At 43.6% G+C, this 26,233-nt stretch carries 18 protein-coding genes, 1 tRNA gene and 1 pseudogene; 8 read left to right on the top strand and 12 right to left on the bottom strand.

Annotated features, from left to right (window positions below; genetic code table 11):
- Positions 1 to 410: 410 nt before the first annotated feature.
- From BJP37_RS31850 to BJP37_RS31840, 3 genes are all read right to left on the bottom strand, one after another.
- Positions 411 to 1,535 carry an aldo/keto reductase gene (locus tag BJP37_RS31850; protein ID WP_075904986.1) on the bottom strand — a complete coding sequence of 375 codons (1,125 nt, stop codon included), beginning with the start codon at positions 1,533 to 1,535 and terminating at the stop codon, positions 411 to 413.
- 123 nt (positions 1,536 to 1,658) lie between these two features.
- Positions 1,659 to 2,729 carry an ABC transporter permease gene (locus BJP37_RS31845; RefSeq protein ID WP_070396027.1) on the bottom strand — a complete coding sequence of 357 codons (1,071 nt, stop codon included), beginning with the start codon at positions 2,727 to 2,729 and terminating at the stop codon, positions 1,659 to 1,661.
- A 403-nt stretch (positions 2,730 to 3,132) separates the two neighbouring features.
- The gene (locus tag BJP37_RS31840) at positions 3,133 to 4,008 is read right to left on the bottom strand and encodes an Npun_R2479 family HD domain-containing metalloprotein (RefSeq protein WP_075904984.1); all 876 of its coding nucleotides are present in this window, start codon (positions 4,006 to 4,008) and stop codon (positions 3,133 to 3,135) included.
- Positions 4,009 to 4,441: 433 nt separating this feature from the next.
- Here BJP37_RS31840 and BJP37_RS31835 point away from each other — a divergent pair.
- Positions 4,442 to 4,513 (top strand) — tRNA-Gly (locus BJP37_RS31835).
- 13 nt (positions 4,514 to 4,526) lie between these two features.
- Here the strand turns inward: BJP37_RS31835 and BJP37_RS31830 are convergent.
- On the bottom strand, positions 4,527 to 5,612 hold the full coding sequence (locus BJP37_RS31830) for a glycerate kinase (protein ID WP_075904982.1): 1,086 nt from the start codon (positions 5,610 to 5,612) through the stop codon (positions 4,527 to 4,529).
- Positions 5,613 to 5,718: 106 nt separating this feature from the next.
- Complete coding sequence (locus BJP37_RS31825; protein ID WP_075904980.1) at positions 5,719 to 6,069, bottom strand: DUF565 domain-containing protein; 351 nt, start codon at positions 6,067 to 6,069, stop codon at positions 5,719 to 5,721.
- 101 nt (positions 6,070 to 6,170) lie between these two features.
- On the opposite strand from BJP37_RS31825, the gene BJP37_RS31820 reads away from it, so the two are divergent.
- A complete protein-coding gene (locus BJP37_RS31820) occupies positions 6,171 to 8,108 on the top strand; it encodes an ArnT family glycosyltransferase (protein ID WP_075904978.1) in 1,938 nt (645 codons plus the stop codon).
- A 105-nt stretch (positions 8,109 to 8,213) separates the two neighbouring features.
- Here the strand turns inward: BJP37_RS31820 and BJP37_RS31815 are convergent, their stop codons facing one another.
- Both BJP37_RS31815 and BJP37_RS31810 read right to left on the bottom strand, forming a co-directional pair.
- Complete coding sequence (locus BJP37_RS31815; RefSeq protein WP_075904976.1) at positions 8,214 to 9,260, bottom strand: T6SS phospholipase effector Tle1-like catalytic domain-containing protein; 1,047 nt, start codon at positions 9,258 to 9,260, stop codon at positions 8,214 to 8,216.
- Between the two features lie 681 nt (positions 9,261 to 9,941).
- Positions 9,942 to 13,604, bottom strand: a complete 3,663-nt coding sequence (locus tag BJP37_RS31810) for an ATP-binding response regulator (RefSeq protein ID WP_158069853.1) — start codon at positions 13,602 to 13,604, stop codon at positions 9,942 to 9,944.
- 316 nt (positions 13,605 to 13,920) lie between these two features.
- Between BJP37_RS31810 and BJP37_RS31805 the strand changes: the two genes are divergently transcribed.
- The 4 genes from BJP37_RS31805 (at position 13,921) to BJP37_RS31790 (ending at position 18,163) form a co-directional block, all read left to right on the top strand.
- Entirely contained in the window at positions 13,921 to 14,841 is a 921-nt protein-coding gene (locus BJP37_RS31805) for a circadian clock protein KaiA (protein ID WP_081431403.1), read from the top strand.
- Positions 14,842 to 14,968: 127 nt separating this feature from the next.
- Positions 14,969 to 15,283, top strand: a complete 315-nt coding sequence (gene kaiB, locus BJP37_RS31800) for a circadian clock protein KaiB (protein WP_008182352.1) — start codon at positions 14,969 to 14,971, stop codon at positions 15,281 to 15,283.
- A gap of 103 nt (positions 15,284 to 15,386) precedes the next feature.
- Entirely contained in the window at positions 15,387 to 16,946 is a 1,560-nt protein-coding gene (gene kaiC, locus BJP37_RS31795; protein WP_143727893.1) for a circadian clock protein KaiC, read from the top strand.
- A gap of 149 nt (positions 16,947 to 17,095) precedes the next feature.
- The gene (locus BJP37_RS31790; protein WP_075904972.1) at positions 17,096 to 18,163 is read left to right on the top strand and encodes an LOG family protein; all 1,068 of its coding nucleotides are present in this window, start codon (positions 17,096 to 17,098) and stop codon (positions 18,161 to 18,163) included.
- A 105-nt stretch (positions 18,164 to 18,268) separates the two neighbouring features.
- On the opposite strand, the gene BJP37_RS31785 is transcribed toward BJP37_RS31790, so the two are convergent.
- Positions 18,269 to 19,171 carry a DUF928 domain-containing protein gene (locus tag BJP37_RS31785; RefSeq protein ID WP_075904970.1) on the bottom strand — a complete coding sequence of 301 codons (903 nt, stop codon included), beginning with the start codon at positions 19,169 to 19,171 and terminating at the stop codon, positions 18,269 to 18,271.
- 390 nt (positions 19,172 to 19,561) lie between these two features.
- On the opposite strand from BJP37_RS31785, the gene BJP37_RS31780 reads away from it, so the two are divergent.
- Positions 19,562 to 20,005 (top strand): hypothetical protein, encoded by a 444-nt coding sequence (locus tag BJP37_RS31780; RefSeq protein ID WP_075904968.1) that lies wholly within the window; start codon positions 19,562 to 19,564, stop codon positions 20,003 to 20,005.
- Between the two features lie 8 nt (positions 20,006 to 20,013).
- Entirely contained in the window at positions 20,014 to 21,183 is a 1,170-nt protein-coding gene (gene bioF, locus BJP37_RS31775; protein WP_075904966.1) for an 8-amino-7-oxononanoate synthase, read from the top strand.
- Positions 21,184 to 21,202: 19 nt separating this feature from the next.
- On the opposite strand, the gene BJP37_RS31770 is transcribed toward bioF, so the two are convergent.
- The 4 genes and pseudogenes from BJP37_RS31770 to BJP37_RS31755 form a co-directional block, all read right to left on the bottom strand.
- Positions 21,203 to 22,876 carry a CocE/NonD family hydrolase gene (locus BJP37_RS31770; protein WP_075904964.1) on the bottom strand — a complete coding sequence of 558 codons (1,674 nt, stop codon included), beginning with the start codon at positions 22,874 to 22,876 and terminating at the stop codon, positions 21,203 to 21,205.
- Between the two features lie 56 nt (positions 22,877 to 22,932).
- Positions 22,933 to 24,423 carry an SLC13 family permease gene (locus tag BJP37_RS31765; RefSeq protein WP_075904962.1) on the bottom strand — a complete coding sequence of 497 codons (1,491 nt, stop codon included), beginning with the start codon at positions 24,421 to 24,423 and terminating at the stop codon, positions 22,933 to 22,935.
- 207 nt (positions 24,424 to 24,630) lie between these two features.
- On the bottom strand, positions 24,631 to 25,083 hold the full coding sequence (locus BJP37_RS31760) for a cupin domain-containing protein (RefSeq protein WP_198954243.1): 453 nt from the start codon (positions 25,081 to 25,083) through the stop codon (positions 24,631 to 24,633).
- Positions 25,084 to 25,766: 683 nt separating this feature from the next.
- Positions 25,767 to 26,159: pseudogene (locus tag BJP37_RS31755) on the bottom strand (S16 family serine protease); the annotation flags it as partial.
- Between the last annotated feature and the right edge of the window lie 74 nt (positions 26,160 to 26,233).

Genomic DNA, 26,233 nt, shown 5'->3' with positions numbered 1-26,233 from the left:
TCTTCTAACTGCTACTGTCTTGCCACATGGACTGTAAAGAAACAGACAAGGAATTGTCGATGATTATAAAGAAACAAAAAATATTTTTTTTATCGAAACTAGGTATTTTTTACAGTATTTATCGTTGCCAAACCTGTAGTTATAAACATGTATTGATTGCCTAATCAAACCCTAAGCATTTTATTTATAAAAAACTAATTTTTGTATGTTTTTTAAAATCTCAATTTTACTATAGCAGTCGAAGCAAAGCTTAGGAGATATTTCTTTTACTTGCTCCCTACTCCCTGCTCCCTGCTCCCTGCTCCCTTTACACTAGAATAGTATGTCCTAAACTATACTTCCATTGCTATAAAAAGTTACTTATTTAAGACCCCAATAATTTGGGGTCACTACCTATTTATCACTACCATTTATTCAGCATCACTATCAACACCCGCACCCCCACCGCTAGTCTCAATTACGGGATAGTAGTTTTTAGGTTTATCACCCACGGTTACCCCACCATGAAGCATGGCTTGCATTTCTGAACCAAAGAAAGTATAGGGAAATTTTAATTCTGGAGTACTTACCTGATTAAGACGCATTAAATGCTCCTCGCTCAGGGTAAAATCTAATGCCTGTAGATTATCCTGAAGCTGATGGGGTTTAGTCGCACCAATAATCACCGAAGCAATACCAGGTCGGTTAGCCGCCCAATTTACTGCTACTTGAGCCATACTGCGTCCTACCTCTGTTGCTACAGCTTCTAACTCTGCCACAATTTTCCAATTGCGATCGCTAAACTTTTGAAAAGCTGGATTAATTGACTCTTTCATCGCTTCTAAGCGACCTTCACCCATGCCACCATCTTCACTAGGGCGATATTTACCACTGAGTAAACCACTAGCAAGGGGACTCCACACCATAATTCCCATACCGTGTTCTGTACCAAAAGGGACAAACTCATTTTCAATATTCCGTTCTACCAGGGAATATTCTAATTGCAGCGTGGATAACGTTTCATACCCTCTTAACTCCGCAATAGTTTGCGCACGAGAAGCATACCAAGCAGGAACATCAGAAAGACCAATATAACGCACCTTACCAGAGCGAACTAGATCATCTAGGGTACGCATCACCTCTGCAGCGCTCGTAATTCTATCCCAGGTATGTAATATATAGAGATCAATATAGTCAGTATTTAAACGCTTGAGCGACCCTTCCACTGCACGCATAATATTTTTACGTCCATTGCCCCCAGCATTAGGATTGCCAGGTTCTCCGTTGTAGGAAAATTTGGTAGCAATCACCATCAAGTCCCGCAAATTACGCTCAGCAATAAACTCTCCTAACCAAGTTTCACTCGTCCCATTGGTATAAAGGTCGGCGGTATCAATAAAGTTACCACCTGCTTCAACATAATCATCAAATAGGGTTTTGGCGGTTGTACGGTCTGCTCCCCAGCCCCACTCAGTGCCAAAAGTCATTGTTCCAAGAGCTAGGCGACTGACGCGCAATCCAGAACGACCAAGGGTGTAATAGTTATTCACAGACATAATAAATATTGCCTTCGGACTATTGTGGTAAGGGTTATCGCTCAAGGGGAGCAAGGCTGATGATTGAACCCAGAAAAAAAGGATTTTTCCAGACTCGACCCATCCCCTTGAGTATTTCAATAGCTAGCGCTGTAAACTTCTGGGATCGAGAGCATCCCGCAACCCATCCCCAAGTAAATTAAATGCCAACACCGTCAGAATAATCAGCAGTGCTGGGGGCCAAATCAACCAAGGCTGTAGCACGATGATTGAGGCATTGGTTGCCAAAGACAACAAATTTCCCCAGGACGGGTCCGGTTGCTGAATTCCCAACCCAATTAAACTCAGTACCGACTCGGCCACAATGAAACCAGGAACTGCCAAGGTTGCTGATATAATCACATAGGAAGCTGTCTGGGGCAGAACGTGCCGTACAATTATATAAAAGGGATTGGCTCCCATAGTTTTGGCAGCTTGGACAAATTCCCGCTCCTTAATCGATAACACCTGTCCTCGAATCACTCGTGCTAAGCCAGACCAGCTAATAAACGAGGTAATCAAAACAATTAACAAAAACCGTTGGGCACTAGTTAGACCAGGTGGTAGCACAGCAGCTAAGGCGACGAGTAGGTAAATACCAGGAATAGTCATCAAAACTTCTACCAGACGCATGATGATCCCATCTACCCAACCGCCGAAATAGCCGGAAATTCCCCCAATGATTAGACCAAGGGGAAAGGAGATTGCAATTCCCACTAGACCAATACTAAGACTAATCCGACCCCCATACACCAAGCGACTAAACTGATCACGAGCTTGCTCATCGGTACCTAATAGATTAATCTTACCCTCACCCACCGTACCGAACAGGTGACGGTTGAAGGGAATCGCTCCAAACAACTTATACTCCCGACCTGGAACAAATAGACCAACTGGCGACGGCTTCTGCCAGTCTACATTTAGTTTGCGATCGCCTGTCTCTAAATCCGTTGGTCCTTGGGTTGTGGGATAGACATGGGGACCAATAAACTGTTTGGTTTGCTGGTTACGCCAGTAGATCTTGGTAGGTGGTAGCAGGGAACCATCTGGCTGAGACACATAAGGATCATAGGGAGCAACAACATCTGCTGCAATGACAATTAGATAAAACGTCAATAGTAGCAATGCCCCAAAACGGGCGAGAGGGTTCTTGGTAAGTTTTTGCCACCAGTTCATAGGATTCTGACTCCGAAAGGGCGAAAAGCACCTCGCGTTTACTTAGTATAGGTCTTAAAAGCATGGATATTAGTATGGGCGTCCGTGCATTAGCTATGTGCAAGCCCATACCCCATACTAATAAGATGGTATCGAAATCTGGTGCAACCATCCTTGAGCCAACACCCTTGACCCAACACCGTTCACCGGGAAGCCTTTACCTTTAATAGCTTCTGGTTATATAGCATTTTTCAGAGTAATGAGGTACACATGATTTTTTCCCTATTCCCGTTTTCCCATTCCCTATTCCCTGTTCCCTAAAACCCTATTCCCTAAAACCCTATTCCCTATTTCCCATTCCCTATTCCCTATTCCCTGTTCCCTAAAACCCTATTCCCTAAGTACCTCACACCATTGGTAACTGCTATACATTAATTTTTTGTGTCATTTTCACCATTCCATTATGATTTTCTGAGTGTTCAACCACAAACACATTGGAGAAGAGATTAGCCGTAATTTGTTTACCTTCCTGAGTTAAGGATAGGTAACGTAAGGCATCCTGAATATAAGGATATACCCCATTCCAGTAAAACTTAGAGTAGCCTTCCCGCAGATCTCCAGGATGGCGGTATCCAATGGCTTTGTTAAATCCAGTTTCTTCAAACTCATAGAACAAAGCAGTAGTTTTTTTGAGATAGCGTGGGTCACTCAGTTGACCAATCAAGTCAGAGGCGCGAATCAATCCAGGATAGTTACCTGTATCTTGATGATCCCCTTGCTTCGGCACAGGGAAACGAGTCAGTTCAATGTTGCGCTTGATAAACTCGGCATCAATCAGGTTGTGACCACCAAAGCGCTCATCAATAAATAATTTTGCCCGATCGACATGATAAGGAGTCAGAGCAGCATCGGTAGACCCTTGGGGTAAATGAACCATCTCCCCATTTTGACCAGTAGCGTAGAGTCGTTCATTTTCTCGGTCTTGGCGACATACTCCTTTAACATAGCCAATATCATGACATGCCAAAGAAATGATAAAGTGTAACCACTTATCAGGAGTTACACCACCTTCACGGATATGTTTGCCTCGCAAAATCTCCTGTCCGACGAGGGTAACTAGAATGGAGTGTTCCACATCGTGATAGAGCGCATCACTGTTGGCAATATTTTCCATCGCCATGCTGCCAGCCCAAGCAATTATATCTTCGTTGTCAGGGTTGAGTCCCCCGTAAGTTCGGCGGTAGCCTTCCCGGAGTCTTATAACAAAGGCGTTAATTAGAATTTCAGTGGTGTTAAACATGATTTTTGATTGACTTAAATGCTAAGACTTATTCCAGTATTCCCATGACACTGGCTTAGTTTTACTAGTTTGGTAGAATTCAATTTTTGGTAGTTTAACCTTTTGTATCGGTCGCTTAGGGTTAACGCCTCAGATCTAAACTCTCAGATCTAAACTGGGTAATCCTTGGGCGCTATATCAGCAGCAATGGGGAACGCTTATATTTGTATACAGCTTACCAAAAAGCTAGCTAAGCTGAAAGCCCCGAGGAGATCCTGTCGAGGTAATTAACCTTAATAAAAATCTGCCCCATCTCCCTCTCAATCTTCTTTATGATAGGTATTTAAGGGGACTTCATTTAGCACTTCTTAATTGGGTCAAGTACCTGACCCAATTAAGAAGTGCTACAATACCAATGATAGTTAAATAATAGTTAAATATTAGTTAAAGGATTGCGGGTGTAATTCAGTGGTAGAATGTCAGCTTCCCAAGCTGGACGTCGTCGGTTCGAGTCCGATCACCCGCTTGTTGGATCCATGCTAACCAGCATCCCCTGGTGAATAAATCACACCAGGTGTGTGGTCATAATTAATTTCAACCACCAAGTCTACTAGATTTGGGCTTCTAGTCAGGGGTGTAATGAATAATTCTGGATGGAGAGCTTTCCAAAAATAGTTAACAAAATCTCTAATTTGTCTATCTCCCATCCCTGACTTACCCTGAGCAATCATCTGTTTCTCTGCCTGTAGTCGCCATTGCTGACTGAGGCGATAGTCAGTAGGGTAGAGTACCATCAATCGGTCTAATCGTTCCCAGAGGGGTACATAAAGCCTCAGTTGCTGATTCATATCCCGAGCAAACTCTCGGTCTTCCAGGGTCTGAATCGGTTCTGGAAGGGAGCCATCAAACACCTCTGGCTCAATGGGTCGAACCCCAACAAACCACCCTTCAAACAATACAATATCAATACTTTCGACCACCTCTGGAGTGATTCGGTCTCCAGCCCCCCCAAAAGCTGACTTATCAAACCGAGGCACGAGGATTTCTGGGGTAGAGGAAGGGGATCGTAATTGGTCTAATAGCTGTAAACCCAGCTCAACATCATGAGTTCCAGGGGGACCACGCCAGATCAGCCTGCGGTCTTGTTCTTGAAGCTGTTGTCGCTCCTTGTAGGTTTTGTAGAGGTCATCGATAGACAGGCTGAGAGTGCGTTCGCCTAGCTTGTGGAGAATCACACTTAAGACTGCGGCTAGAGTCGTTTTCCCAGTGCCCTGCCCTCCTAATATGCCTTGAATCAAAGGACGTCCCAACTGTTTACGATAGGATACCAACGCCATGGCTAAAGGAAGCCAGAGGTTCCAGAGGCATAAGAGAGTCTTTTGCTGTGTTTCAGGAGTAGTTTCAAAATACGGTAGAGCGAGAATATCTGGGTAGACTATCTCAAACAAATGCGATCGCGCTTGGATTACCTGTTCACCATTATCCTCTGTGATGCCAAACGCCTTTGCCTTTTGGTGATCAGCCAGTTCCTCAGCCAACAGTTGCTGACATTCAAGGGGATTTGGTTTTTGTCCTGATACCCACTGCTCTAGAATTGGACCAACGCTCTTGGTATCTCTTCTCATTTATCGTTTCTCAGTCAGTAGTTGCATGGGACATCTCCCTTCTAAGGATTCAGCAGTGATAGTGATTACAAACTGATTACTAACTGATTAATAACTGATTACTATTTCAAGAGCCAAGCTTGAACGCTTCTAAATACATACTGTATACCACACCAATTTTAAAACAATTGACTAGATCGGCCAACCATGAAACCCGGTCAACGGTTTGATTTGATTTACCTTTTGGAAATTTACCGCTATAAATCAACCAGCTAAGTGGTTCTGTAAAAATAATCAACATCCCAGATAGTATCAATTCCTGGCCAGTTCCTGCTGTAGTACACAGGCCTTGTCCTACCAAGAAGCCACACAGAAAGCTAATCAGGATCATGGACAGGCGTCGCCAGGGATTAGCAAACCATAGCCCCAGCCGCGTCGATAAAAAATCAACTAAATTATTAAGACGGGTATTCTGCATCTACTACACTCATTTAAACAAGAATAACACACCTGTAGACCATGCTATCCCTTTTGGACTCATGATAGCCTGCTAGACCTCAATCACCCCCTAGCCCATTGATGAAGTTTAAATTAACTAATAGGTTTAAAAATTGGTGGCAATCTTGGCAACAGCATCCCACCACCCTATGGACACTTTCTATTCTGTGGTTACTCCTGATCAGCTGGCTAGCTTTTTTGTGGAATTTGGGCAACATCGGTTTAGTAGATGAAACTGAACCCTTGTTTGCTGAGGCCGCTCGCCAGATGACGGTTACAGGTGACTGGATTACCCCTTATTTCAATGGTGAGACTCGCTTTGATAAACCACCCCTAATCTACTGGTTGATGGCAATTGGTTACCGGTTGATTGGGGTGAATGAATGGGCAGTAAGACTGCCGTCAGCCCTGAGTGCGATCGCATTAACTGGATTAGGCTTTTACACCCTACGATATTATGGGATTTCCCGTCCTGCTGGCTTTACCCCTGATCTAGATTCTACTCAGCACAGGGATAGCCAAATCAACCCTTCCTATCTCCAGCGGCAGTTGTGGATCTGTGCCTGGATTGGTTCCACCCTGATGGCAGTGAATCTTCAAACCATTATCTGGGCAAGAACTGGTGTCTCAGATATGCTACTCAGCGGCTGTGTAGGGGGTGCATTACTAACCTTTTTTCTAGGGTATGCCCATCGAAACCAGAGGAGCACAGGAGCACAGGAGCTCGGAAACAGCGAAACAACTGTTGCTAAAAGCCCCTCACCCCCTCACAAATACCCTTGCCGTTGGTACCTAGCCTGTTATGTGCTCATTGCTCTAGCTATCCTTACCAAAGGACCAGTCGGTATCGTTCTACCCACACTAATTATTGGTGGTTTTCTGCTTTACCTGGGCAATGGCAGGGAAGTATTGCAGGAAATGTGCTTATTTAGAGGCATTTTGATTATTTTGGCTCTGACACTACCTTGGTATCTATTAGTAACCCTAGCCAATGGGCAAGCCTATATCGACTCGTTTTTTGGATATCACAATATTCAACGCTTTACTCGCACCGTTAACCGCCACGCTGGGCCTTGGTATTTTTATTTTCCAGTAGTACTGGTAGCTTTTGCCCCTTGGTCGAGCTACTTACCCTTTGCGATCGCACGACTAAAATTTTGGCGGCGGGTGCGGTGGCGTAACTCACCCCGTTCTACTCATTTGGGTTTATTTGCTCTGTTCTGGTTTGTAGGGATTTTCGGCTTTTTTACCATTGCTGCCACTAAACTACCCAGCTATGTTCTACCCCTAATTCCAGCTGCCGCCATTCTTTTGGCTTTATTGTGGAGTGACCAACTCACCCATACTAGTAACCTTTCCTGGTCTAGCCCTCTGCCCCTTTCCCCATCCATGCTACTCAGTAGCCTATTTAACCTCTTGTTGTTAATTGCCCTTGCCACTGCTATTTTCTTGGCTCCGGAATATATCGGTAGTGGACCAGCAGCACCCAACTTACCGGAGCAGTTGCAAGAATCCGGCTTAATGGTGAGGGGAGGTATTATTTGGAGTTTAACTGCTATTCTAGCAGCACTGTTGCTGTGGCGACGTTGGTTGTTTGGGCTATGGATAGTCAACCTAGTGGGATTTTTAGCCTTTCTTATTGTCGTGTTGACCCCGACTTTCTTATTAGTGGATCAAGTGCGTCAATTACCCCTACGGCAATTATCTGCCATTGCTGTTCAAGAAAAGCAATCGTCAGAAGAATTGATTATGATTGGTTTCAAAAAACCCAGTGTAGTTTTTTACACCCAGCAACCCGTCACCTACATGAGCAAAGGTAAAAAAGCACGAAATTACATGAAAGAAATAGCAGTGACTCAGCCTTCACCTCCCTCAGTTTTGATGTTAGCTAGGAATAAAAGGCTAAAGAAAGCCAAGCTAAAACCTGAGCAATATACTACCTTAGCTAGTCTTGGTCCCTATAAACTGATTCGGGTTTCAAAACAAGTTTTTGTTGATAACTCTAAAATTAAAAATTGAAAATTTATTTTTCATACTTCATACTTCATACTTCACAATTTTATTCAAATAACAAATTACTAATTATTAGCTGTTGACTAGTCAACCAAAATTGACATCATTATTCTACTTCTGTTGCTTCTGTTCTAATAGTTGATTTAGTCTGGAGCCGTGCTTTTGAGCCAGATTGCTCGGTCGATAATCGGGCCGCCTCATCCAGCGTTCTATTACACTCTCATGAAGGTCATCAAAGTTATCAGAAATCTCCCGTAGCTTGCGCCCTGTGAACTTGAATAGACCCAGATCATTGTTGAAATCAATTTCATAGTCAAGGTTGATACCAGTGGGAATTGCGCTTGGGTCAAACTCAAGACCAAGACCGATCTTGCCGATTGACTCGATCATCCACTGCAGTGCGCCGTCGGACAAGCCGCTCTGCTCCTGGGAGCCACCACCGACGGAGCCGTGAACCCCTGGAAACCATACTTCACGAACAACCTGGGTTTGGGAAAGGTGGCTTTTGTCCATTGGCGTGACGTCAAAGACTTTGCGCTGCTCATCAATGGATACAGCGTGCAACCCATGCTCAATAATCGGACTCAAAGAGGTATCGTGGAATCTATACCTCTTGTTAACCCTTTTGTCAAACCGCAAAAAGGGAGATAAATTAGGGATACCAAGGGAACCAACGGTGTCCCAGCAGCCAAGCAAGGTAATGGGGACACTTTCTCCGTATTTTTCGCGGAATGCTACCATTTGTTGGTGATTAGGCTTGATATCCCGAGAGCGGTACATTTCGTAGGCTTCCGGAGCTTTATCGATCTCAATCCGAGATAGCAAGCCTGAGTTATAAATCATTCCAGCGAGACTGCGCACGGTGTAAGCCCCACGACTGAAACCGAACAGGTAGATTTCGTCACCAGGGGCGTAGTTCAGGCAAAGAAAGCGATAAGCATCCTGGATATTGGTATCAATCCCTTTGCCAAAAGCCCCACCGAAAAGCTTGCTCTTGAGAGAGTCTTCTGTGCCAATTCCCTCATCGTAGAATACGATTTGTGAAACTCCGTCACTACCCAATGGTTTAACTGCCTGAGAAATCTTAACCACATTGCTTGGGTAAGTACTTGATAACTCTTGCCATGTGCCATCACAACATACCACAAGACGTTTCATGGTCTACCTCCTTTAAAAAACTTACTTACTCTTACTTACTCTTTAAAACTATTTAAATTAAAGTAAATACTTTCGAGCAACTCAGATGATCAAGCGCTCGCTCCATTCATTAACCATAAGCCATACTATTGTTGGCACTTATTTTTGGAAAAATTATTACTATTTAATCATCCTTTTTTCAACCGTTTATAGTTTTTTGGTTTGCCGTTGCAATTTTGATTTTTATTATTTTTAATTTGCTTTTACAAAAATTGAATTAGTTTTCTTAAAAGTAATTAACCCTTAAGCTATTAATTAGCAACAAATATTAACTATTATTGACTATAAATGCTAAGGAAAACGTGATAGAAATCAAAATAACTTTGGGTGGATAGGAGCTGTCTTCTCCATATTAGCTTGAATTTCGAAAGAAGGCTCACGCCATAATCCTTGATTTGCGGTGGGATGAATTGCGAGCAACCAACACATTGGGCCCAGGGCATCCTTATGGTAAACTCTCCTGATCAGATAGTTAGGAATTGCTCTTGTTTGTACTTGAAGGCAAAAGAGGGAGGTTAACAAAACAGTTTGCCATCATTGACTAGATGATCCCCACGGCTGGCTTTGTTCGCAACAAGTGTCTCGAAGACTGGATGGATAATCACGGTGTCAGAGAATATGACCGACTTGCATGGCACCCCTTTAAAGGGTTTGGTTCATGACCTGCTTAATCTGCTTTAATAACTGGGTCATTGACTGAGAATGCCAGTGTACAATCTGAGTAGCAATTTTCTTAACCAGCAACTCCAACTGAGAATTGGAGTTACTACTGTTACTACTCTTGATTACTGGATCATGCTGCTTAGCGTCTAATCGATGATCCAAAACCAGAATTGGTGGTCGCTCTGGTAATTGAGCAAGAGTTATCAATCCTTGGGAATGTTCTAAAGGATTAGTGAGATCTGTTAATCGAATCAGCAGCAAGTCCACACTTTTTCCCTGAATTTGACGGTATACTTCTGCCCAAGAACAGGCGAGTAAGCTGGAATAACCAGCAGTTTGTAAGTATTGAATCAGTGCCTGTAGCCAAGATGTTGATGATTTTCCTCCTAGAGAAAATCCGTAGGATAAGTGAGACGATTCAACTTTCAACCTGTTAACCTGTAACGGATTACCCCTAAACTTTGTTCTCTGCTCCCCCGTGTCCATCACTAAAATGGTAGGCTTGCAACTGATTCCAGCGGCCACTTGAATGACTTGCAGTATGGCAGCCATCTTTTGTTGATTATTTGGTGCTAAACAGGGATAGACTGAAAGACCAGTTACTTGATTAGCGGCTTCTGTAGTTTGGTGATCCAGGGTTACTAGTGGTAAAGTACTCAAGGAAGGATATGATGAAAACTGATTCAAGTATATTAAAGGGTTGATCAGTCGAGCACCATTTAATACAATCACATCTGGATTCCAAACCCGACTCAATAACTCAGCTTGATCGAAATCATCGGCTTCGAGTACCCGATAATTCAGGTCTAAGTGTTCTAGACTCAATAGTGAAGTTAACTCATCAGTCAGTGCAGACGAGTCAGAGTTCTGGTAGGAATCTACATAATAGCCTTTTCGCCCATCACCAGGATTGAGATAGAGAATCGTTAGCACACTACTGGTATTACTCTCGTCTTTAGCCAGGCGAGAAAGGTTTTCTCGTAATGCTTCCTCTTGTACCGGCAAACTTAAGAAACCATCAGCTTTGTTGTGGGTTGCCTGCTGTTTTTCAGCCTGGGTGGCTGTGACCAAAACCGGGATGTGATTAGTTTGGGCATCCGACTTTAGCAGTGTTAGGACATCCCAACCAGAAAGTTTTGGTAGTAGGGGATTGAGTAAGATAGCATAGGGTTGTAAACGGCGGGCTTTTTCGATGGCTTCTGTACCAGAGCGGGCAACCACTACCCAATAGCCTAAACTCTTGAGCTGTTCCGTCAATCCTTCCAGGTAAAGAGGTACAGCTTCCACAATTAACACTAAACGGTTGGGCGTCGAAGATGGGGGGTGAGACGTTGCCGTAGGGGCAATCTCTGATAGTTGCTCATCCCAATTGTCCAATTGATCAGATGAAGCGTGGGGAGGACAGGGGGGGAAGAGTAGGGTAAACTGACTACCGACCCCTGCCTTGGAAATAAACGAGACATCTCCACCATGCAAGTGAGCTAGATGTTGTGTTAAAACTAATCCCAGACCAGTCCCCTCAAAGCTACGAGTCAGAGGCTTTTCCAGCTGTTGAAATTTCTGAAAGATCAAGTGCTGTTTATCGGCAGGAATACCAATGCCAGTGTCCCAGACCGTGAAAGCAATCCAACCTTGCCACCAATTGACCTTCAGACCAATTTCACCACTGCCATCGGTAAACTTAAGGGCATTAGAAAACAGATGGGCCAACATTTGCCGTAAACGCAACTCGTCAGCAATCAGCATCTCTAAACTTGCTTCAATCTCTAGGGTGAATTTTGTCGGATAATCTCGATTGTTGTCCTCCGAGTGTTTTGAGTCTATCTCAGAGCGAGCTTGGTCATAAGCGCGATCGCATACAGTCCGAATTGGCACCGGTTCGAGGGTAAGTTTCAGTTGACCAGTCTCCATACGGGTCAAATCGAGAATATCGTTGACCACGGTCATTAGCTTACGGCCACTCTGATAAATTAACTGCGCATAACGGGATTGACGTTGATTGAGTTCCCCTAGGGCTTGGTCTTTCAACAAAGTTGACAAACCCAAAATCGCAGTTATCGGTGTTTTCAGTTCATGGCTAATACAAGCTAAAAACTCATCTTTGAGTCGGTTGAGTTGCACTAAATCAGCATTTTTTGCTGCCAGTTCTTGGGCAAAAAGTCGTTGCTCTGTGGTATCTTGAGCCAAGACTAGGTATACTTGAGAGTTGGGTGACTCAGACCTAGAGATTGGAGATCTCGAATAGTCAAAAGCGACCTTAGGCTCACTGCCAGTTTCTAGTCCTCCCTCCCAAAGGGCAGCGACAGAAGGTGACAGAGGAATTTTAACAAACGAGAATACCTGCTCCTGGCTGTTTGAAAGAGTTAAGTCAGTTGGTGCAGCGGTTTCCCGGCACCGGGTATGGTTTGCCCCGGTTTTCTTCACTGGTTGTGAAAACAGTAGCACGCGCTCATGAATAGTTGTTGCTGCTTGATAGGGAGTATCAAGAGCACAGTATTGCCCAACAGCAGCTTGTTGAGAGGTTTTGTCTCCCTGGTCACAAACATTCCCCACAGATAATGGCCATTGTCCTGGAGAGGTCGGAGCAGATTTGTGATGGAAGGTTGGGGACTTCTGGGTATCAGGCTGACCCGAGTTGAAGTCTATCGAGTCCATTGACTGTTCCATCGATTGGTTCAAACCTTCCTTACTGACTGCCCTCGGTACATCATTAGATAACAGACGATTGTAAGAAGAACGGTAGGGTATCTTTTCCCTAGCTCCAGGGTTTTTCTGGGCAGAGGTAGTATTTTTATTTCCTGTGGTGCTAGCATGTGCCAGATTCCCTTCGGAGGATTTCTCAATCTGCTCACGCCAGGTCAGATTCTCGGCTAAAACTTTTCCCGTCGAGGTTTGTATGCTTAGGGGTAATGGCAGTTGTTCTAACAGTTGGACTAATGGCTTAATGCCCTTGAAGTGGGGAGTTTTAGTGACGGCTTCCTCCTGAGTTTTCAGTCCTGAGTTGATTCGAGATGATAATCCTAGGGAATTGACCCAAGAACTCTTGGCTGTTAATCGATAGTCTGGGTGGTGAGTCCTGAGGGGATTAGGGTTCAGTCCCTTGGGTTGAGTACGCTTTACTATCGATTCAGAACGTTGTTGGGTGAATGTGGATGCTAATGATTTTAACAGCAGCCAACTGTTAAGGAGTCCGATAAATTTCTGGTCCCCATCTACTAATGCCCACTGTTCCTGATCTCGGATCGGGAATTGGTTAAATTCTCTATCCCAGTTGCTGCCCAACTCCCCTAACCCCCCCTCCCTACTTCCATTGTCTTGTAGGTAGTACCAGAATTGGTTTAGACTCAGCTTACCTGGTAGGATGGTTATGGGTTCAATGATGTTTGGCTCTACCCAAGATAGTGGTTTGTGAAGAAAACCAGTTGTCATTGTTGTTCCTGAGCTACATACCTTAGCTAAGGAGAGCAGGTGAGGCATGATCTGCCTTAGCTTCACTACTCCCACAGGATATTGGTGTTCGCTGACTACCACAATCGAGTCATGCCTTGAACCATTAAAAATATCTAGCAGAGTAGCCAACTCAGAGGTCCTTTGACAAACAGGAACTAGCTGGGCAAATTTTTGGATACTGGGAGTAGGCATGGGCATAACCAATCTAGCTTCAACAGCGGTTGAGCGCTACAGTAGCAACACATCCTCCTAAAGTAGCAACAAAGGAATTAACTCAAGCCCAACAGGACTAGACGATCCCCTAATGCTTGAAGAGCAAGTACTTTTCAATATACTGCTCAACACTGGGGATATAGTGAGGCGCGAAATCAAAATTAATTTCAATTATCAGACTGTTTCAATTTAATTTAATTTATATTAAGCCCATTGTTAAAAAAAATGTTAAAATCTTACTGGTTTAAGCACTCTTATATAGTAAGAGTAACCAGTTTGATATTCGGGACCTGTTGTGTTGCTTTCCCAACTAACCATATGTACGCTGATCAGTTCTGATGCCCTAGCTCAATCCCTTTCTCAGGTTTTGGGTAGCGAGCAATATATTGTACACTCTACTAGCTCAGAATCTGAGTTTTTCGAGGTGGTTGAGCAACATAAACAGGATCTTGATTGTTTGGTATTGCAGGATACCGACACACTTCCCCAGGTGATCCAGTACTTGTACCTGCAAGGAACCACCTTACCTGCAGTATTTTTGCGGTCGGACTCCCCAGAAATTCCCCCTAGGGTTGACAGAAATCAACAGCTCGGCTCTAACCAGACGACCCATAAATTCACCACCAGATCCAGGGCTTATCTGTTCCATCCGGCAGAAGTCGAACTTAGTATTCACCAATTACCTGAAATTGGCGATTTCATCCAAAAGGCGATCACCGGGTTTTTGTCCCTGGCTCCCGCCTGTAACTTACCCAGGTCATCTGACCCGGTTTATCCTACCCTCGCAGTAGCTAATTACAGTTTCTTGAGTAAGCAGCAGCATCGGTTAGCTGAAAAGCTCAGGGAAAGACTTGGATACCTTGGTGTGTACTACAAGAGAAATCCTCGGCTTTTTTTTCGTAATCTATCTCTCAACGACAGGGATGAGCTGTTAGAACACTTAAGATCAGAGTATCGTCAAATTGTTCTACAGTACTTTGCACCGGGAGATACCCTAAACCAAGACATTGATCATTTTGTAGAACAAGTGTTTTTTGCGGATATTTCTATATCTAAGATTGTAGAAATTCATATGGAACTGATGGATGAATTTTCCAAACAGTTGCAGCTGGAAGGCCGTAGAGAGGATATACTGCTTGACTATCGCCTGACGTTAATCGACGTGATTGCTCACTTAGGTGAAATGTATCGCCGTTCCATCCCCAGAGAACTGTAAGATCAGCAGAATCGGATCAACATTGAGTAGTAAGCTTGATGGGAGGCTCTCCTAAAAAACCGTTTCCTTGAGTTCCTTGATCCCTTGTATTGACCTTTAACCCATCTTCTCCTAAACTTACGAGCCTATGAGTTCCTATAAAAAAACCTATGTTCTCAAGCTTTATGTAGCTGGGAACACCCCCAACTCCGTCAGGGCTTTGAGAACACTGAAAACTATTCTCGAACAGGAATTCCAAGGGGTTTACGCTCTCAAAGTAATTGATGTTCTTAAGAGCCCCCAACTAGCTGAGGAAGATAAAATTTTGGCAACACCAACCTTGGCAAAAGTTTTACCGCCTCCTGTGCGAAAAATCATTGGGGACCTCTCGGATCGGGAAAAAGTCTTGATCGGCTTAGATTTGCTCTATGAAGAACTCCGTGAAGGAGATTTGGATTTCTAAATAGATTATACCATTTTAGATTAAAGCGTGAAAATTTAGCAAGTCAGCAACACCATTAAACTAAACTTTTTTTTTTGATTAAGAACATTTACTTACGACCAATATGAATCAATTGAATCAAAATGAACAATATCAAAACTCAGTAACAACGGTCGGTGTCCAGAAAATACGGACAATGATCGAAGGATTCGATGAGATCTCTCATGGCGGTTTACCATCTGGTAGAACCACCCTGGTCAGTGGAACGTCTGGCACGGGAAAAACTCTATTAGCCGTTCAATTTCTTTACAACGGCATTAGCAATTTTGATGAAGCTGGTGTGTTTGTTACATTTGAAGAATCACCCACAGATATCACCAAAAATGCATCGAGCTTTGGTTGGGAGCTAAATAAACTAGTTAATGAAGGCAAGCTATTTATTCTGGATGCTTCCCCGGATCCAGAAGGACAGGACATTGTCGGCAACTTCGACCTGTCTGCTCTGATCGAGCGTATTCAGTACGCCATTCACAAATACAAAGCCAAGCGAGTTTCCATTGACTCAATCACTGCCATCTTTCAGCAGTACGATGCTGCTTCGGTGGTACGGCGAGAAATTTTTCGCCTAGTGGCACGCCTGAAAAACATTGGTGTAACCACCATTATGACCACAGAGCGAGTTGAAGAGTATGGACCAGTAGCTAGATTCGGGGTGGAAGAGTTTGTCTCAGATAATGTGGTCATTGTCCGTAATGTCCTGGAAGGGGAACGCCGACGCCGCACTATAGAAATTCTCAAGCTGCGGGGTACCACCCATATGAAAGGAGAATACCCCTTTACTATTACCGATCAAGGGATCAACATCTTCCCCTTAGGAGCAATGCGACTGACTCAACGGTCTTCCATGGCCAGAGTGTCTTCCGGAATCAAAACTCTTGATGTGATGTGTGGTGGTGGTTTCTTCAAGGATTCCATTATCCTGGCAACGGGTGCCACAGGTACTGGCAAAACCTTGTTAGTGAGCAAGTTTATCGAAAATGCTTGCATACAAGGTGATCGCGCCATCCTGTTTGCTTATGAAGAATCTCGGGCTCAGCTATCTCGTAATGCATCGTCTTGGGGCATTAATTTTGAGGAAATGGAACAAAAGGGTTTATTAAAAATTCTTTGTTCTTATCCAGAATCAGCGGGCTTAGAAGACCACTTACAACGGATTAAAACAGAAATTGCTGAATTTAAGCCCTCTCGGATTGCCATCGACTCTCTTTCTGCTTTAGCACGGGGAGTCAGCAACAATGCCTTTCGGCAGTTTGTGATTGGTGTGACGGGCTATGCCAAGCAAGAAGAAATAACTGGCTTTTTTACCAATACCACCGATAAATTTCTGGGCTCTGACTCCATTACCGATTCCCATATTTCCACAATTACTGACACAATTATAATGTTACAGTATGTGGAAATTCGTGGTGAAATGTCCCGTGCTATCAATGTGTTTAAGATGCGTGGCTCTTGGCATGATACAGGGATCAGAGAGTACACTATTAGTAAGGATGGACCAGAAATTAAGGATTCCTTCCGCAATTACGAACGAATTATCAGTGGTTCTCCCACTCGTATTCCCGTCGATGAAAAAAGCGAACTCTCTCGGATTTTTAAAGGCGTTCGTGATAAGTCTGTGGAATAATATTGAGTCCGCTTAATCACTTCGTATTCAGGGAAATCGTTAATTGTTAATTGTTAATTGTTAATGGCTCCTTGACTATTGACAATTTTTAATTTTCAATTTTCAATTGATGAAAAACCTTTAATGATAAGTAGTCAACTGGATACGATATGACTCTATCTCCTTCTGCGGATGGCTTCAAGTCACTGTCAAACGATTTAGCAACACTGATTGACCAGCTACCTAATCTGGAAAATCGTAAATTGATCAAACGGTCTCTTGCAGTGCTAGTGCGACTAACTGGGGAAGAAATTGACCGTCTAGATTGGAAAATAATCACCGCTTCTCTAGAAGATATGGAGCGGGCATTTCAAGTTTTTTATCCCTATCGTCATGTCCGGAAAGTTACCATTTTCGGTTCATCGCGCCTTGCTCCAAATACTCCTGAATATCAGCTGGCAGCTGAATTTGCTCATCATTTAACCCAGCAGGGATTTATGGTAATGACTGGTGCTGGTCCTGGCATTATGGAGGCAGGAAACAAAGGTGCTGGCTCTAAGCATTCGTTTGGTCTGAATATTCAACTACCGTTTGAAAACGACGCAAATTCGTTTATTGCAGGGGATCCCAAGCTGATTGAGTTCAAGTATTTTTTCACTCGCAAGCTATTTTTTATCAAGGAAACTGATGCGCTTACCTTATTTCCTGGTGGCTTTGGTACTCAGGATGAAGCCTTTGAGTCTTTAACCCTTTGTCAAACAGGACGATTAGAACCAACTCCTTTAGTACTGATTGATAAACCTGGTGGCACCTACTGGAAAGATTGGGATGCTTATATTCAAAAGCACCTCATGCAACGGGGTTTGATCAGTCCAGAGGATTCCAGTCTCTATACCATCACAGATAACTTAGATGTGGCTTACGAAACAATTAATCGGTTTTACCGGGTTTATCACTCTAGCCGCTATGTCAGAGATCAATTCGTCATTCGCCTCAAATCTGAGTTGTCAGATCCTGAGGTTGAACAGCTAAATCAGGATTTTAGCGATATCTTGGTTCAGGGACGGATTGAGAAAAGTCAGGTTTTACCAGAAGAACTACCTGATGAAACTGCTGAACTTCCCCGTCTGGTTTTCTACTTCAATCGACGAGATGTTAGCCGTCTTTACCAGCTACTCGCTACTATTAATCACATGGGTGTTTCTCAAGAGAGTACAACTCATCCGGAACTGAAATAAGGCTTGGATGCTTGCATCCTTAAAATACACAGCAGGCTCGACCAATGACCAATAACGGTAAATGACCCACTCGAGTGCTGGTAATGGAATTAGACGGACTTGATCTTAAAATTCCAGAAGGGGTGCAAGCGCGATCGCATCTAAGTCAACAGACTGCAATAATTTCACCCAATCCTTCATCACCAGGTCATTGTTAGAATTTTGCTGACGTAGCTTAGCTAGAGCATTTAGGCTATCATACCACATCCCTGATCTGGCATAGATAATCGCTTTCTGTTCTAATGTCGCTTGGTCTAACTGATTTTTGAGGGATGGGTTGAGTGACATCCGTTTTACCCAGCCTGTCACTACAGGAGACCCCAGTGGCTCACATTTCACCACAAAGTACCAACGATACTGTTTACCAACCTCAAGGGAGGCGACTGTTGATGGAAGTTCGATCCCTACTACATTTGGTGAGGACGATGAGGCAACAAATTTAGTCCAGTAGATTTCGTTATAGTTTTCATCTTGTAGCACAAACTCCAAAGGCAAGTCCGGTGTCAGGGCATAGGGAACATAAAACCAGAAGGTGGGATGAGAAACAACGGTTAAGCCGAAAACCGATTCTGTTCGCGTAGCGTGACCTACGGTCAATGGAATTTGACCCTCACTGGCCATGCTGGGGCTAGCAGGGACCAAGGCAGTCAAGGGTTGCTTGACTTTTGGACATCGAGGCCCACGGCTTGCCGCTGCTTTTCGTTTACCGGGTACGCCTCGTTCCGGTACATCTGGTGGCATCCAAGCTAGACTGATGGGTAATGGCTGTGAAGTTCTTGAAGTCCTTAGCTCTTGCTCTCGGTGGTTGTGAGCCACTTCTGCTGTTGGGGAACGTTGAGCTGAATCCAACCGAGAATTGTTAGTATTAGCTGTTGAAATACGTGGCAAGGCAATACTGCTACTAAAGCTGACAATTGCTAATGTAATTCCTAAGATTGGCGGTGCTAACGGTAGTTTTATCTTGCTCATGATTCATAAAGAGTAATTTTGAAGGAATGTTTCCTTGTGATTGGTCAGGTGATTGGTCAGTTGTTACTTCCTATCCCTAGTTTTTTGGATCTCGTTGCTACTCTCATTATCACTCAATTGAATGAACTATCTAATTTTTTATACTGACTAGTTTTCTATATCTAGTTTGATATACAATCTGGTAATTGACGAATCCAGAATTCAAACATGGTTCATTTTCAGGACTTACGTAGCTACTCTACCTGGTGAATTTAGACTATTTCGTAGCAAAAAAATATTATTGTGTCAACTACCTTTTGATAGGGATGGATAGTTAACAGTTCTGGCAATTCATCACCAACTGCAATCTATAATTTAATTGGGGATAAATGAGTCAATACCATTAGGATCGTGATTAGTTTAGTACCAGACGTGAAAAATTACCAAAAATCTTTTTTTAATCAAAAACTGTTTATCATTGTCTTGTTGCTCAGTGTGGGAGTAACATTACTCAGTAGCTGCTCCCCTAACAAAATGGAGAAGTGCAAGCTGATTGAGGTTGAACCAAGGGAAGTTGAGCTAGATATCAAAGATACTGATATTGAAGGATGGGAATTAGAGGTACTTTGTGGTGACCAACTTTGGGACATCCCATGGTCAGAGATTAATCGCCACTTCAAGATTGACTTGAAGAAGTATTACTCGAAGAATCCACAAGCAGCTCAACGGCAGCTGCAACGACTGGAGCAACGACTAGTTTTCTATAAACAAGACAACAAGAGGGGAAATATCCTATACGGTTCTTTGGATGGTAATCCAGAGTTAGTTGGGGTGAAGGCGAAAAAAGATGATTAGCACAAATAATGCCTACTGACCCTTATGCTTGGCTAAAGCCATCCCTGGCCACGATTGAGAAAGCCAGTTGGTATCGTTCTGTACAAACTGTACAAAGTATGCCTGGTGCTGTGGTGCAACTGGATGGGCGAGAGGTGATTAACTTTGCTAGTAATGACTATCTCGGACTGGCGGGCTCACCTCCCTTAATTGCAGCCGCAGTTAGTGCTACTAAGGACTATGGTACTGGTAGCACTGGTTCGAGATTACTCACTGGACACCGGGAACTGCATAGACAATTGGAAAATGCGATCGCATCTCTCAAACAAACTGAAGATGCGATAGTCTATAGCTCTGGGTATTTAGCGAATATAGGCACGATTGCGGCGTTAGTAGGGAAACGGGATTTAATCCTAGGGGATCAGTACAACCACTCCAGCCTCAAAAATGGGGCAATTTTGAGCGGTGCCCAGGTAATCGATTATGAGCACTGCAATATGGCTTCTTTGCAGGGTCAACTGATTGAATACCGACAACAGTACCGCCGCTGCTTAATTGTTACTGATAGCGTCTTTAGCATGGATGGTGATTTATGCCCCTTGCCTGATCTATTAGGGTTGGCAAACCAATTTAATTGTATGCTTCTGGTGGATGAAGCCCATGCTACGGGAGTTTTGGGCGCTACAGGGGCTGGATGTGTGGAACATTTTGGCTGTACTGGAGAAACGATTATTCAAGTTGGCACCCTCAGTAAAGCTTTGGGGAGTTTGGGAGGGTATGTTGCGGGTTCAGCGGTTTTAATTGATTTCCTCCGAAATCGTTCTCCTAGCTGGATTTACACTACTGCCTTATCTCCAGCAGATACAGCAGCAGCATTGGCAGCAATCCAAATTGTCCAACAAGAACCAGAACGGTGCGCTCAACTGAGGAATAATGTAGAGACTCTCAAACAGTTAATTACTCAGCAGTTGCCTAATCTCAACTGTTTGCCTTCTGAGTCGCCTATCCTGTGCATTTCCATAAATAGTGCTACTGAGGCTCTTACTGTTGGCGAAACCTTGAAAGCAGCTGGTATCTTCGCCCCTGCTATTCGTCCTCCGACAGTGCCTACCAGTCGAATTCGGATCTCAGTTATGGCAACTCATACACTGGATCATTTCCAGCAGTTAGTTGCTGCTTTGCAGACTTGTCAGCTATAGCGCTTATTTATAATGGCGCTCATTGTTGGTCAGACCTAAAAATAGGTAATAAAACACGAGTTGGATCATCCCCTCCACAACTCACCATCAAAGTAATAATCTGAGCATCCATCAATCGACTTTCACTAGGGAAAGCCCCGGTGCCGGAATTCACTGGATAAGCGGGAAAACAAGCCCCACTTAAGCTCAAGCGCAATTGATTTCCTTGGGCAATACGCACACAAGTTGCCTGGAATCTAATCCGCAACGGATTAGTAGTATTGTCCCCAGGATTGACCCGTCTATATCCCTGAGTGACATGGGTTACCCTGCCATCAGGATGGACTTCCGACAACACTGCACAGATATCAAAACTGGGAGTATCAGCGGTGCAAAACACCTCAAACACCACATCCCCTACTATATGTAAATCTTCTGCTAAGGGTTCAGAGGTGTAGGTTAAAACATCTGTGCGACAATCTATGGCAGTGCGATCGCATGAACCGACTGGCATCCCTGCATGACCCCCCATTGCTGGAACTGGACGCCAAGGGTCATGAACTAATAGATCACAGGATACATCACAGGTATGCTGGCTTTGGGATACTCCCTCTGTCTCCGATGGCTGTTGCATTTCTTGAGACTCTTCTGGGACTAATTTTCCAGAATCTTCCCTGACACTGGCTAAACCGGAAGTTACCAGATAATAAGATTTCTGATTGCCATCAGGCCAACTATCAAAATAACGCCACCGATTAGTTCCCATCTCAAATAGACAAACAGGCGGTTGCTCAAGCACCTTGGTATCAATTCCCTTGAGGAACTGGTCAAACCAACGCACTTGCAAGGCATCAACGGGACTATTCGCCTGGAGACCATAATCCACTGCTCCCACTTTACGCCCCCAAGGCAGATGCGCCCAAGGTCCAATGATCAGATGCTGAGGCGAACTGCCATGAGATGCCATATCCTTATATAAATGAAGTGTCCCTCGCAAAAATGGGTCAAACCATCCCCCAATGTGTAACATGGGCATGTCTACATCCTGCATCATTCCCTTGGGAGATAGTTTTTCCCAGTATTCATCTGGGTGAGGATGGTCTAACCAGTCGTGATAAAAGGAGTCTGGTGCTAAGTCTTGGAGGATTTGAGGGCGAGCAGGAATTGGGTCATACAGGGGTAAATTCCGAGATGCTGCATACAGCAGTTGATAGGCTTGCTCATCTGAGCGCAATCGTGCCGTTTCTGTTGCTAATTGTATCGCCCAACCCAGATTAGCTTGTAAACAAAATGCCCCTCCCTCATAGGCCCAATCGCTATATAAATCATAGCCAATCATGGCTGGACAGATCGTTTTCAGAGCCTTGGGATAGCTTGCAGCAGCGTACAGTTGAGTCATCCCCTGATAGGAAAAGCCGTACATGCCCACATCCCCAGTGCTACCGGGTAAACTTGCTGCCCAGTTAACACTATCAAAGCCATCTTCCACTTCATGGGCAAACAAATCAAACTTACCGTCTGAAGTGCCCCTCCCCCTGACATCTTGAATCACTACAATGTAACCCTGGGCAGCATACCAAGTGGGATGAGCATAGACTACCGTAGATGCGATCGCTCTGCCATAGGGTTGCCGCATCAGCAACACCGGACACTCACCGGCGCTATCGGGACGGTAGATATCCGCATCCAGCCTTACTCCATCCCGTGTTACCATTGATGCCGTTTCTTGTTTAACCTTCAACCTTCCAACCTGCTACCTGTAACTTATAGTCATCCCAACATGGGGATAGCTACAAAATTCATCAACAAACTTACTATAATTACCCCTACTATATTTAACACTAATCCTACCTTAGCCATGGTATAAATTGGGAAATATTCCTGAGAGTAAACAATTGCATTTGGAGCAGTTGCGACTGGCAGCATAAACGAGAAGGAAGCAGAAATTGCTGCGGGCCACATCAACAAAGCAGGTGATACATTTATAATCGGTGCAGCAGTAGCTAAAATAGGCATAATCAGAGCTGTGGTTGCTGTATTCGAGGTCACTTCTGTCAAAAAGGTCATAAATACACAGATGCAAACCACCATCAAAACCGTTGAAAGTCCCTGCAATCCAATTTGTAAATTATACCCTAGGAATTGAGACAACCCTGACGCAGCAAACCCTTTAGAAATTGCAATTCCACCACCAAATAGCAGCAATATTCCCCAAGGAATTTTGACAGCGGTTTCCCAGTCTAGGAGGTTAATTTTATCCCCCGTCTCTGTTTTTACAGGAACTATAAACATGATCACAGCAATTAGGGCAGCCACACTGGTATCATGAACAAAGTTAGCCACGCCCAGATAGGTTGCCCAACCCGTTAATGTAAAGGAACCGATGGTGATATCTGCCCGAAAAATCCACAACAATGCCATTAACCCAAATAAAATAGCAACGTATTTTTCTCCCTGAGACATTTTCTCCAGTTTCTGGACTTCTTTGTCTGAAATATTAAAATAGTCTGAGGATAAACTGTTATTATCAAGCTTGACTATTATTTTAGTTAAATAGATCCAAGTTAACAATATAAATATCAAAACAGCTGGCACTCCCACCATCATCCATTGAAAAAACGTAATGGCGGTATTGTCTGGAAAGTTTTCTTTTAATTGTGCCAGAAATATCAGGTTAGGTGGAGTCCCGATCGGGGTTCCAATCCCACCAATATTAGCAGCGTAGGCAATTCCAAGCATTAGGGAAGTTCCCAGATTTTTACCTACATCAATATTGGGATTAGCAAGAGCCGTTTGTTCGATAATAGAGATAGCTATTGGCAGCATCATCAAGGTGATAGCTGTATTCGATATCCACATCGACAATACTGCTGTTGCTAGCATAAACCCCAAAATTAATCTGCTTGGTTGGGTACCAACAACGCTAATAATGTGGAAAGCAATCCGCTGATGTAGGTTATATTTTTCAACCGCTTTAGCAATAAAAAAAACTGCCATCAATAACAATACTACATCAGAAGCATAGGCGGAAGCAACCTCTTCAGCAGAAACAATTCCTAAAAAGGGAAATAAACCCAAGGGAATTATCGAGGTGGCGGCAATCGGGATAGTTTCAGCAATCCAAAAAACTGCCATGAGAAGCGTTGCTCCTAGCATTATCACAGCAGTTGGTGGTAAATTTTCAGGGAGTAATGCTGGAAAACATGAAAGGAGCCAGCATAGGGTAAAAATACTAACTCCTAGGTAAAAGCTTTTTTTCATCAACAGGACTTACGCAGTAACTCTACTTGTAGTAGTAAGGTGCTTTATTAACGAAGCCTACACTATAAGTGAGTTTAGAGTCGAGTTTTGCGTAAGTCCTGTTATTGCTGGATTTAACAGGTTTGGGATTTACTCTGGGATTTTATTAAATAGAAAGTGATGAACAGTCCCAGATATCCAGCTATTTAGTTATTCAACATAAATTCTTCAACAAGCTACCAACACATCTTGACGCCCAAGCACTCTCATATCCTCTTCATCGAATTCAACCGGTGTACCACTGCGAACTAGTTCAGCAAAGTCCTCATTAGGCACCATCCAGCACAGGGTATACAAACGCTCAGTGCCAGTATTTCTAATTTCATGAATTCCTGTAGGCGGAACTAATAACGTATCTCCAGTCCTCAGCGTAACGATTTTGCCATCACAGCTGGCTAATCCTTGACCCTTGAGGATATAGAACATTTCTACTCCAATTTTATGATAATGGAGCGGAGTCTTTCCTCCTGGCTCAAAAATCTCTACACAAAATGTTATTGAAGCATTAGCACTGTCTGGATCGAAGACAATGGCTAAGCGATTTTTATCCTGGGGACTAATACGATAAGCTTGGTAGTCTTTGGGAGACCTAACTACGGGAATCATGCAACGATTATCCATGGTTGATTTATTACTGTTGAGGGTTTACTTTTGATAATTTAATTGATAATTTAATTAGTTAAGTGCTTTGAGAGTTGTCGGAGCATCTTTGACCAACTCAAAGCCAAGCATTGGTTAGAATTGTAAATGGTAACTTGTAGTGAGTAATGTTCGTCAATCATCTAGTAAGATAGTGGCACCATAGTCTTTGAATAGCTGTAGTTTACTTTATCTACCAATCCCTAGCTATTAAATTTAATATTATCTAAATTTTTTGGGGACGATTCACTTACATTCGGTAGAGTTTGTAAAGAAATATGAAATAGCCCTTGAATTCCCCTAAACCCCACAGCCTATACTCCACATTTTTTTGGGGGCGATTGACTTAATCCGTAACAGTTTGTAAAGAAATATGAAATCGCCCTTGAATTTCCCTAAACCCCATAGCCTAGACTCCACCTCAACCAGCAATCTCTATTTGTTTCTAGGTAGGTAATAAATAGGAGTAGATATCTAATTGCTAGGGGGTTGACAAAATTACCTTTTACCTGATCGCTTTTCTGGTTTTCCATGGCCTCGAATCAGATCATCCAAGATTCGGTCTAATCTTTCCACAGCAGCATTAGTCGAAACCTGTTGCGCGCGCTACTTGTTCTTGTAGAGCCGTGAATCGTTCGATACTTGGAGTAAGCGATCGCTTTAATTCAATTACTAAACATCTGAAACAGTTTAGTTATCTTGTGATGACCATCCTCTGAATCTTGCTGAGATTTGACTTCCTGTTGGTGGAGTAGGGCATTCTCCAACACTTGTTCAATGCGATCGCATAAAATAAATTCCATTTGGTTACGCACATCGTCCGGCACGTCAACTAGGTCTTTCTGATTCTGTTGCGGTAACAGCACTCGTTTGATGCCAGACCGGTGCGCTGCTAACACCTTTTCTCGCACTCCACCAATGGGGAGTACTTCACCACTGAGGTTTATTTCTCCCGTCATGGCAGTATCCGTGCGTACCGATTGATTCATCAACAGGGATGCGATCGCTGTTACCATAGTTACCCCTGCAGAGGGTCCATCTTTGGGAATTGCACCGGCAAGTGTCGAAAGCTCGTAAGAGTTGACGTTTAGTCGTTAAATCTTACACAATATTCGACAAACCTCCACAGAAC

The organism is Moorena bouillonii PNG (assembly GCF_001942495.1).
GTDB lineage: Bacteria > Cyanobacteriota > Cyanobacteriia > Cyanobacteriales > Coleofasciculaceae > Moorena > Moorena bouillonii.
The sequence above is the reverse complement of the archived record's forward strand: the minus strand, read 5'-3'. Positions and strand labels throughout refer to the sequence as shown.

Coding starts and splice junctions, on each gene's coding strand:
- BJP37_RS31850 (WP_075904986.1), bottom strand. CDS start 1,535: ATGTCTGTGAATAACTATTACACCCTTGGTCGTTCTGGATTGCGCGTC.
- BJP37_RS31845 (WP_070396027.1), bottom strand. CDS start 2,729: ATGAACTGGTGGCAAAAACTTACCAAGAACCCTCTCGCCCGTTTTGGG.
- BJP37_RS31840 (WP_075904984.1), bottom strand. CDS start 4,008: ATGTTTAACACCACTGAAATTCTAATTAACGCCTTTGTTATAAGACTC.
- BJP37_RS31830 (WP_075904982.1), bottom strand. CDS start 5,612: ATGAGAAGAGATACCAAGAGCGTTGGTCCAATTCTAGAGCAGTGGGTA.
- BJP37_RS31825 (WP_075904980.1), bottom strand. CDS start 6,069: ATGCAGAATACCCGTCTTAATAATTTAGTTGATTTTTTATCGACGCGG.
- BJP37_RS31820 (WP_075904978.1), top strand. CDS start 6,171: ATGAAGTTTAAATTAACTAATAGGTTTAAAAATTGGTGGCAATCTTGG.
- BJP37_RS31815 (WP_075904976.1), bottom strand. CDS start 9,260: ATGAAACGTCTTGTGGTATGTTGTGATGGCACATGGCAAGAGTTATCA.
- BJP37_RS31810 (WP_158069853.1), bottom strand. CDS start 13,604: ATGCCTACTCCCAGTATCCAAAAATTTGCCCAGCTAGTTCCTGTTTGT.
- kaiB (WP_008182352.1), top strand. CDS start 14,969: ATGAGTTCCTATAAAAAAACCTATGTTCTCAAGCTTTATGTAGCTGGG.
- kaiC (WP_143727893.1), top strand. CDS start 15,387: ATGAATCAATTGAATCAAAATGAACAATATCAAAACTCAGTAACAACG.
- BJP37_RS31790 (WP_075904972.1), top strand. CDS start 17,096: ATGACTCTATCTCCTTCTGCGGATGGCTTCAAGTCACTGTCAAACGAT.
- BJP37_RS31785 (WP_075904970.1), bottom strand. CDS start 19,171: ATGAGCAAGATAAAACTACCGTTAGCACCGCCAATCTTAGGAATTACA.
- bioF (WP_075904966.1), top strand. CDS start 20,014: ATGCCTACTGACCCTTATGCTTGGCTAAAGCCATCCCTGGCCACGATT.
- BJP37_RS31770 (WP_075904964.1), bottom strand. CDS start 22,876: ATGGTAACACGGGATGGAGTAAGGCTGGATGCGGATATCTACCGTCCC.
- BJP37_RS31765 (WP_075904962.1), bottom strand. CDS start 24,423: ATGAAAAAAAGCTTTTACCTAGGAGTTAGTATTTTTACCCTATGCTGG.
- BJP37_RS31760 (WP_198954243.1), bottom strand. CDS start 25,083: ATGGATAATCGTTGCATGATTCCCGTAGTTAGGTCTCCCAAAGACTAC.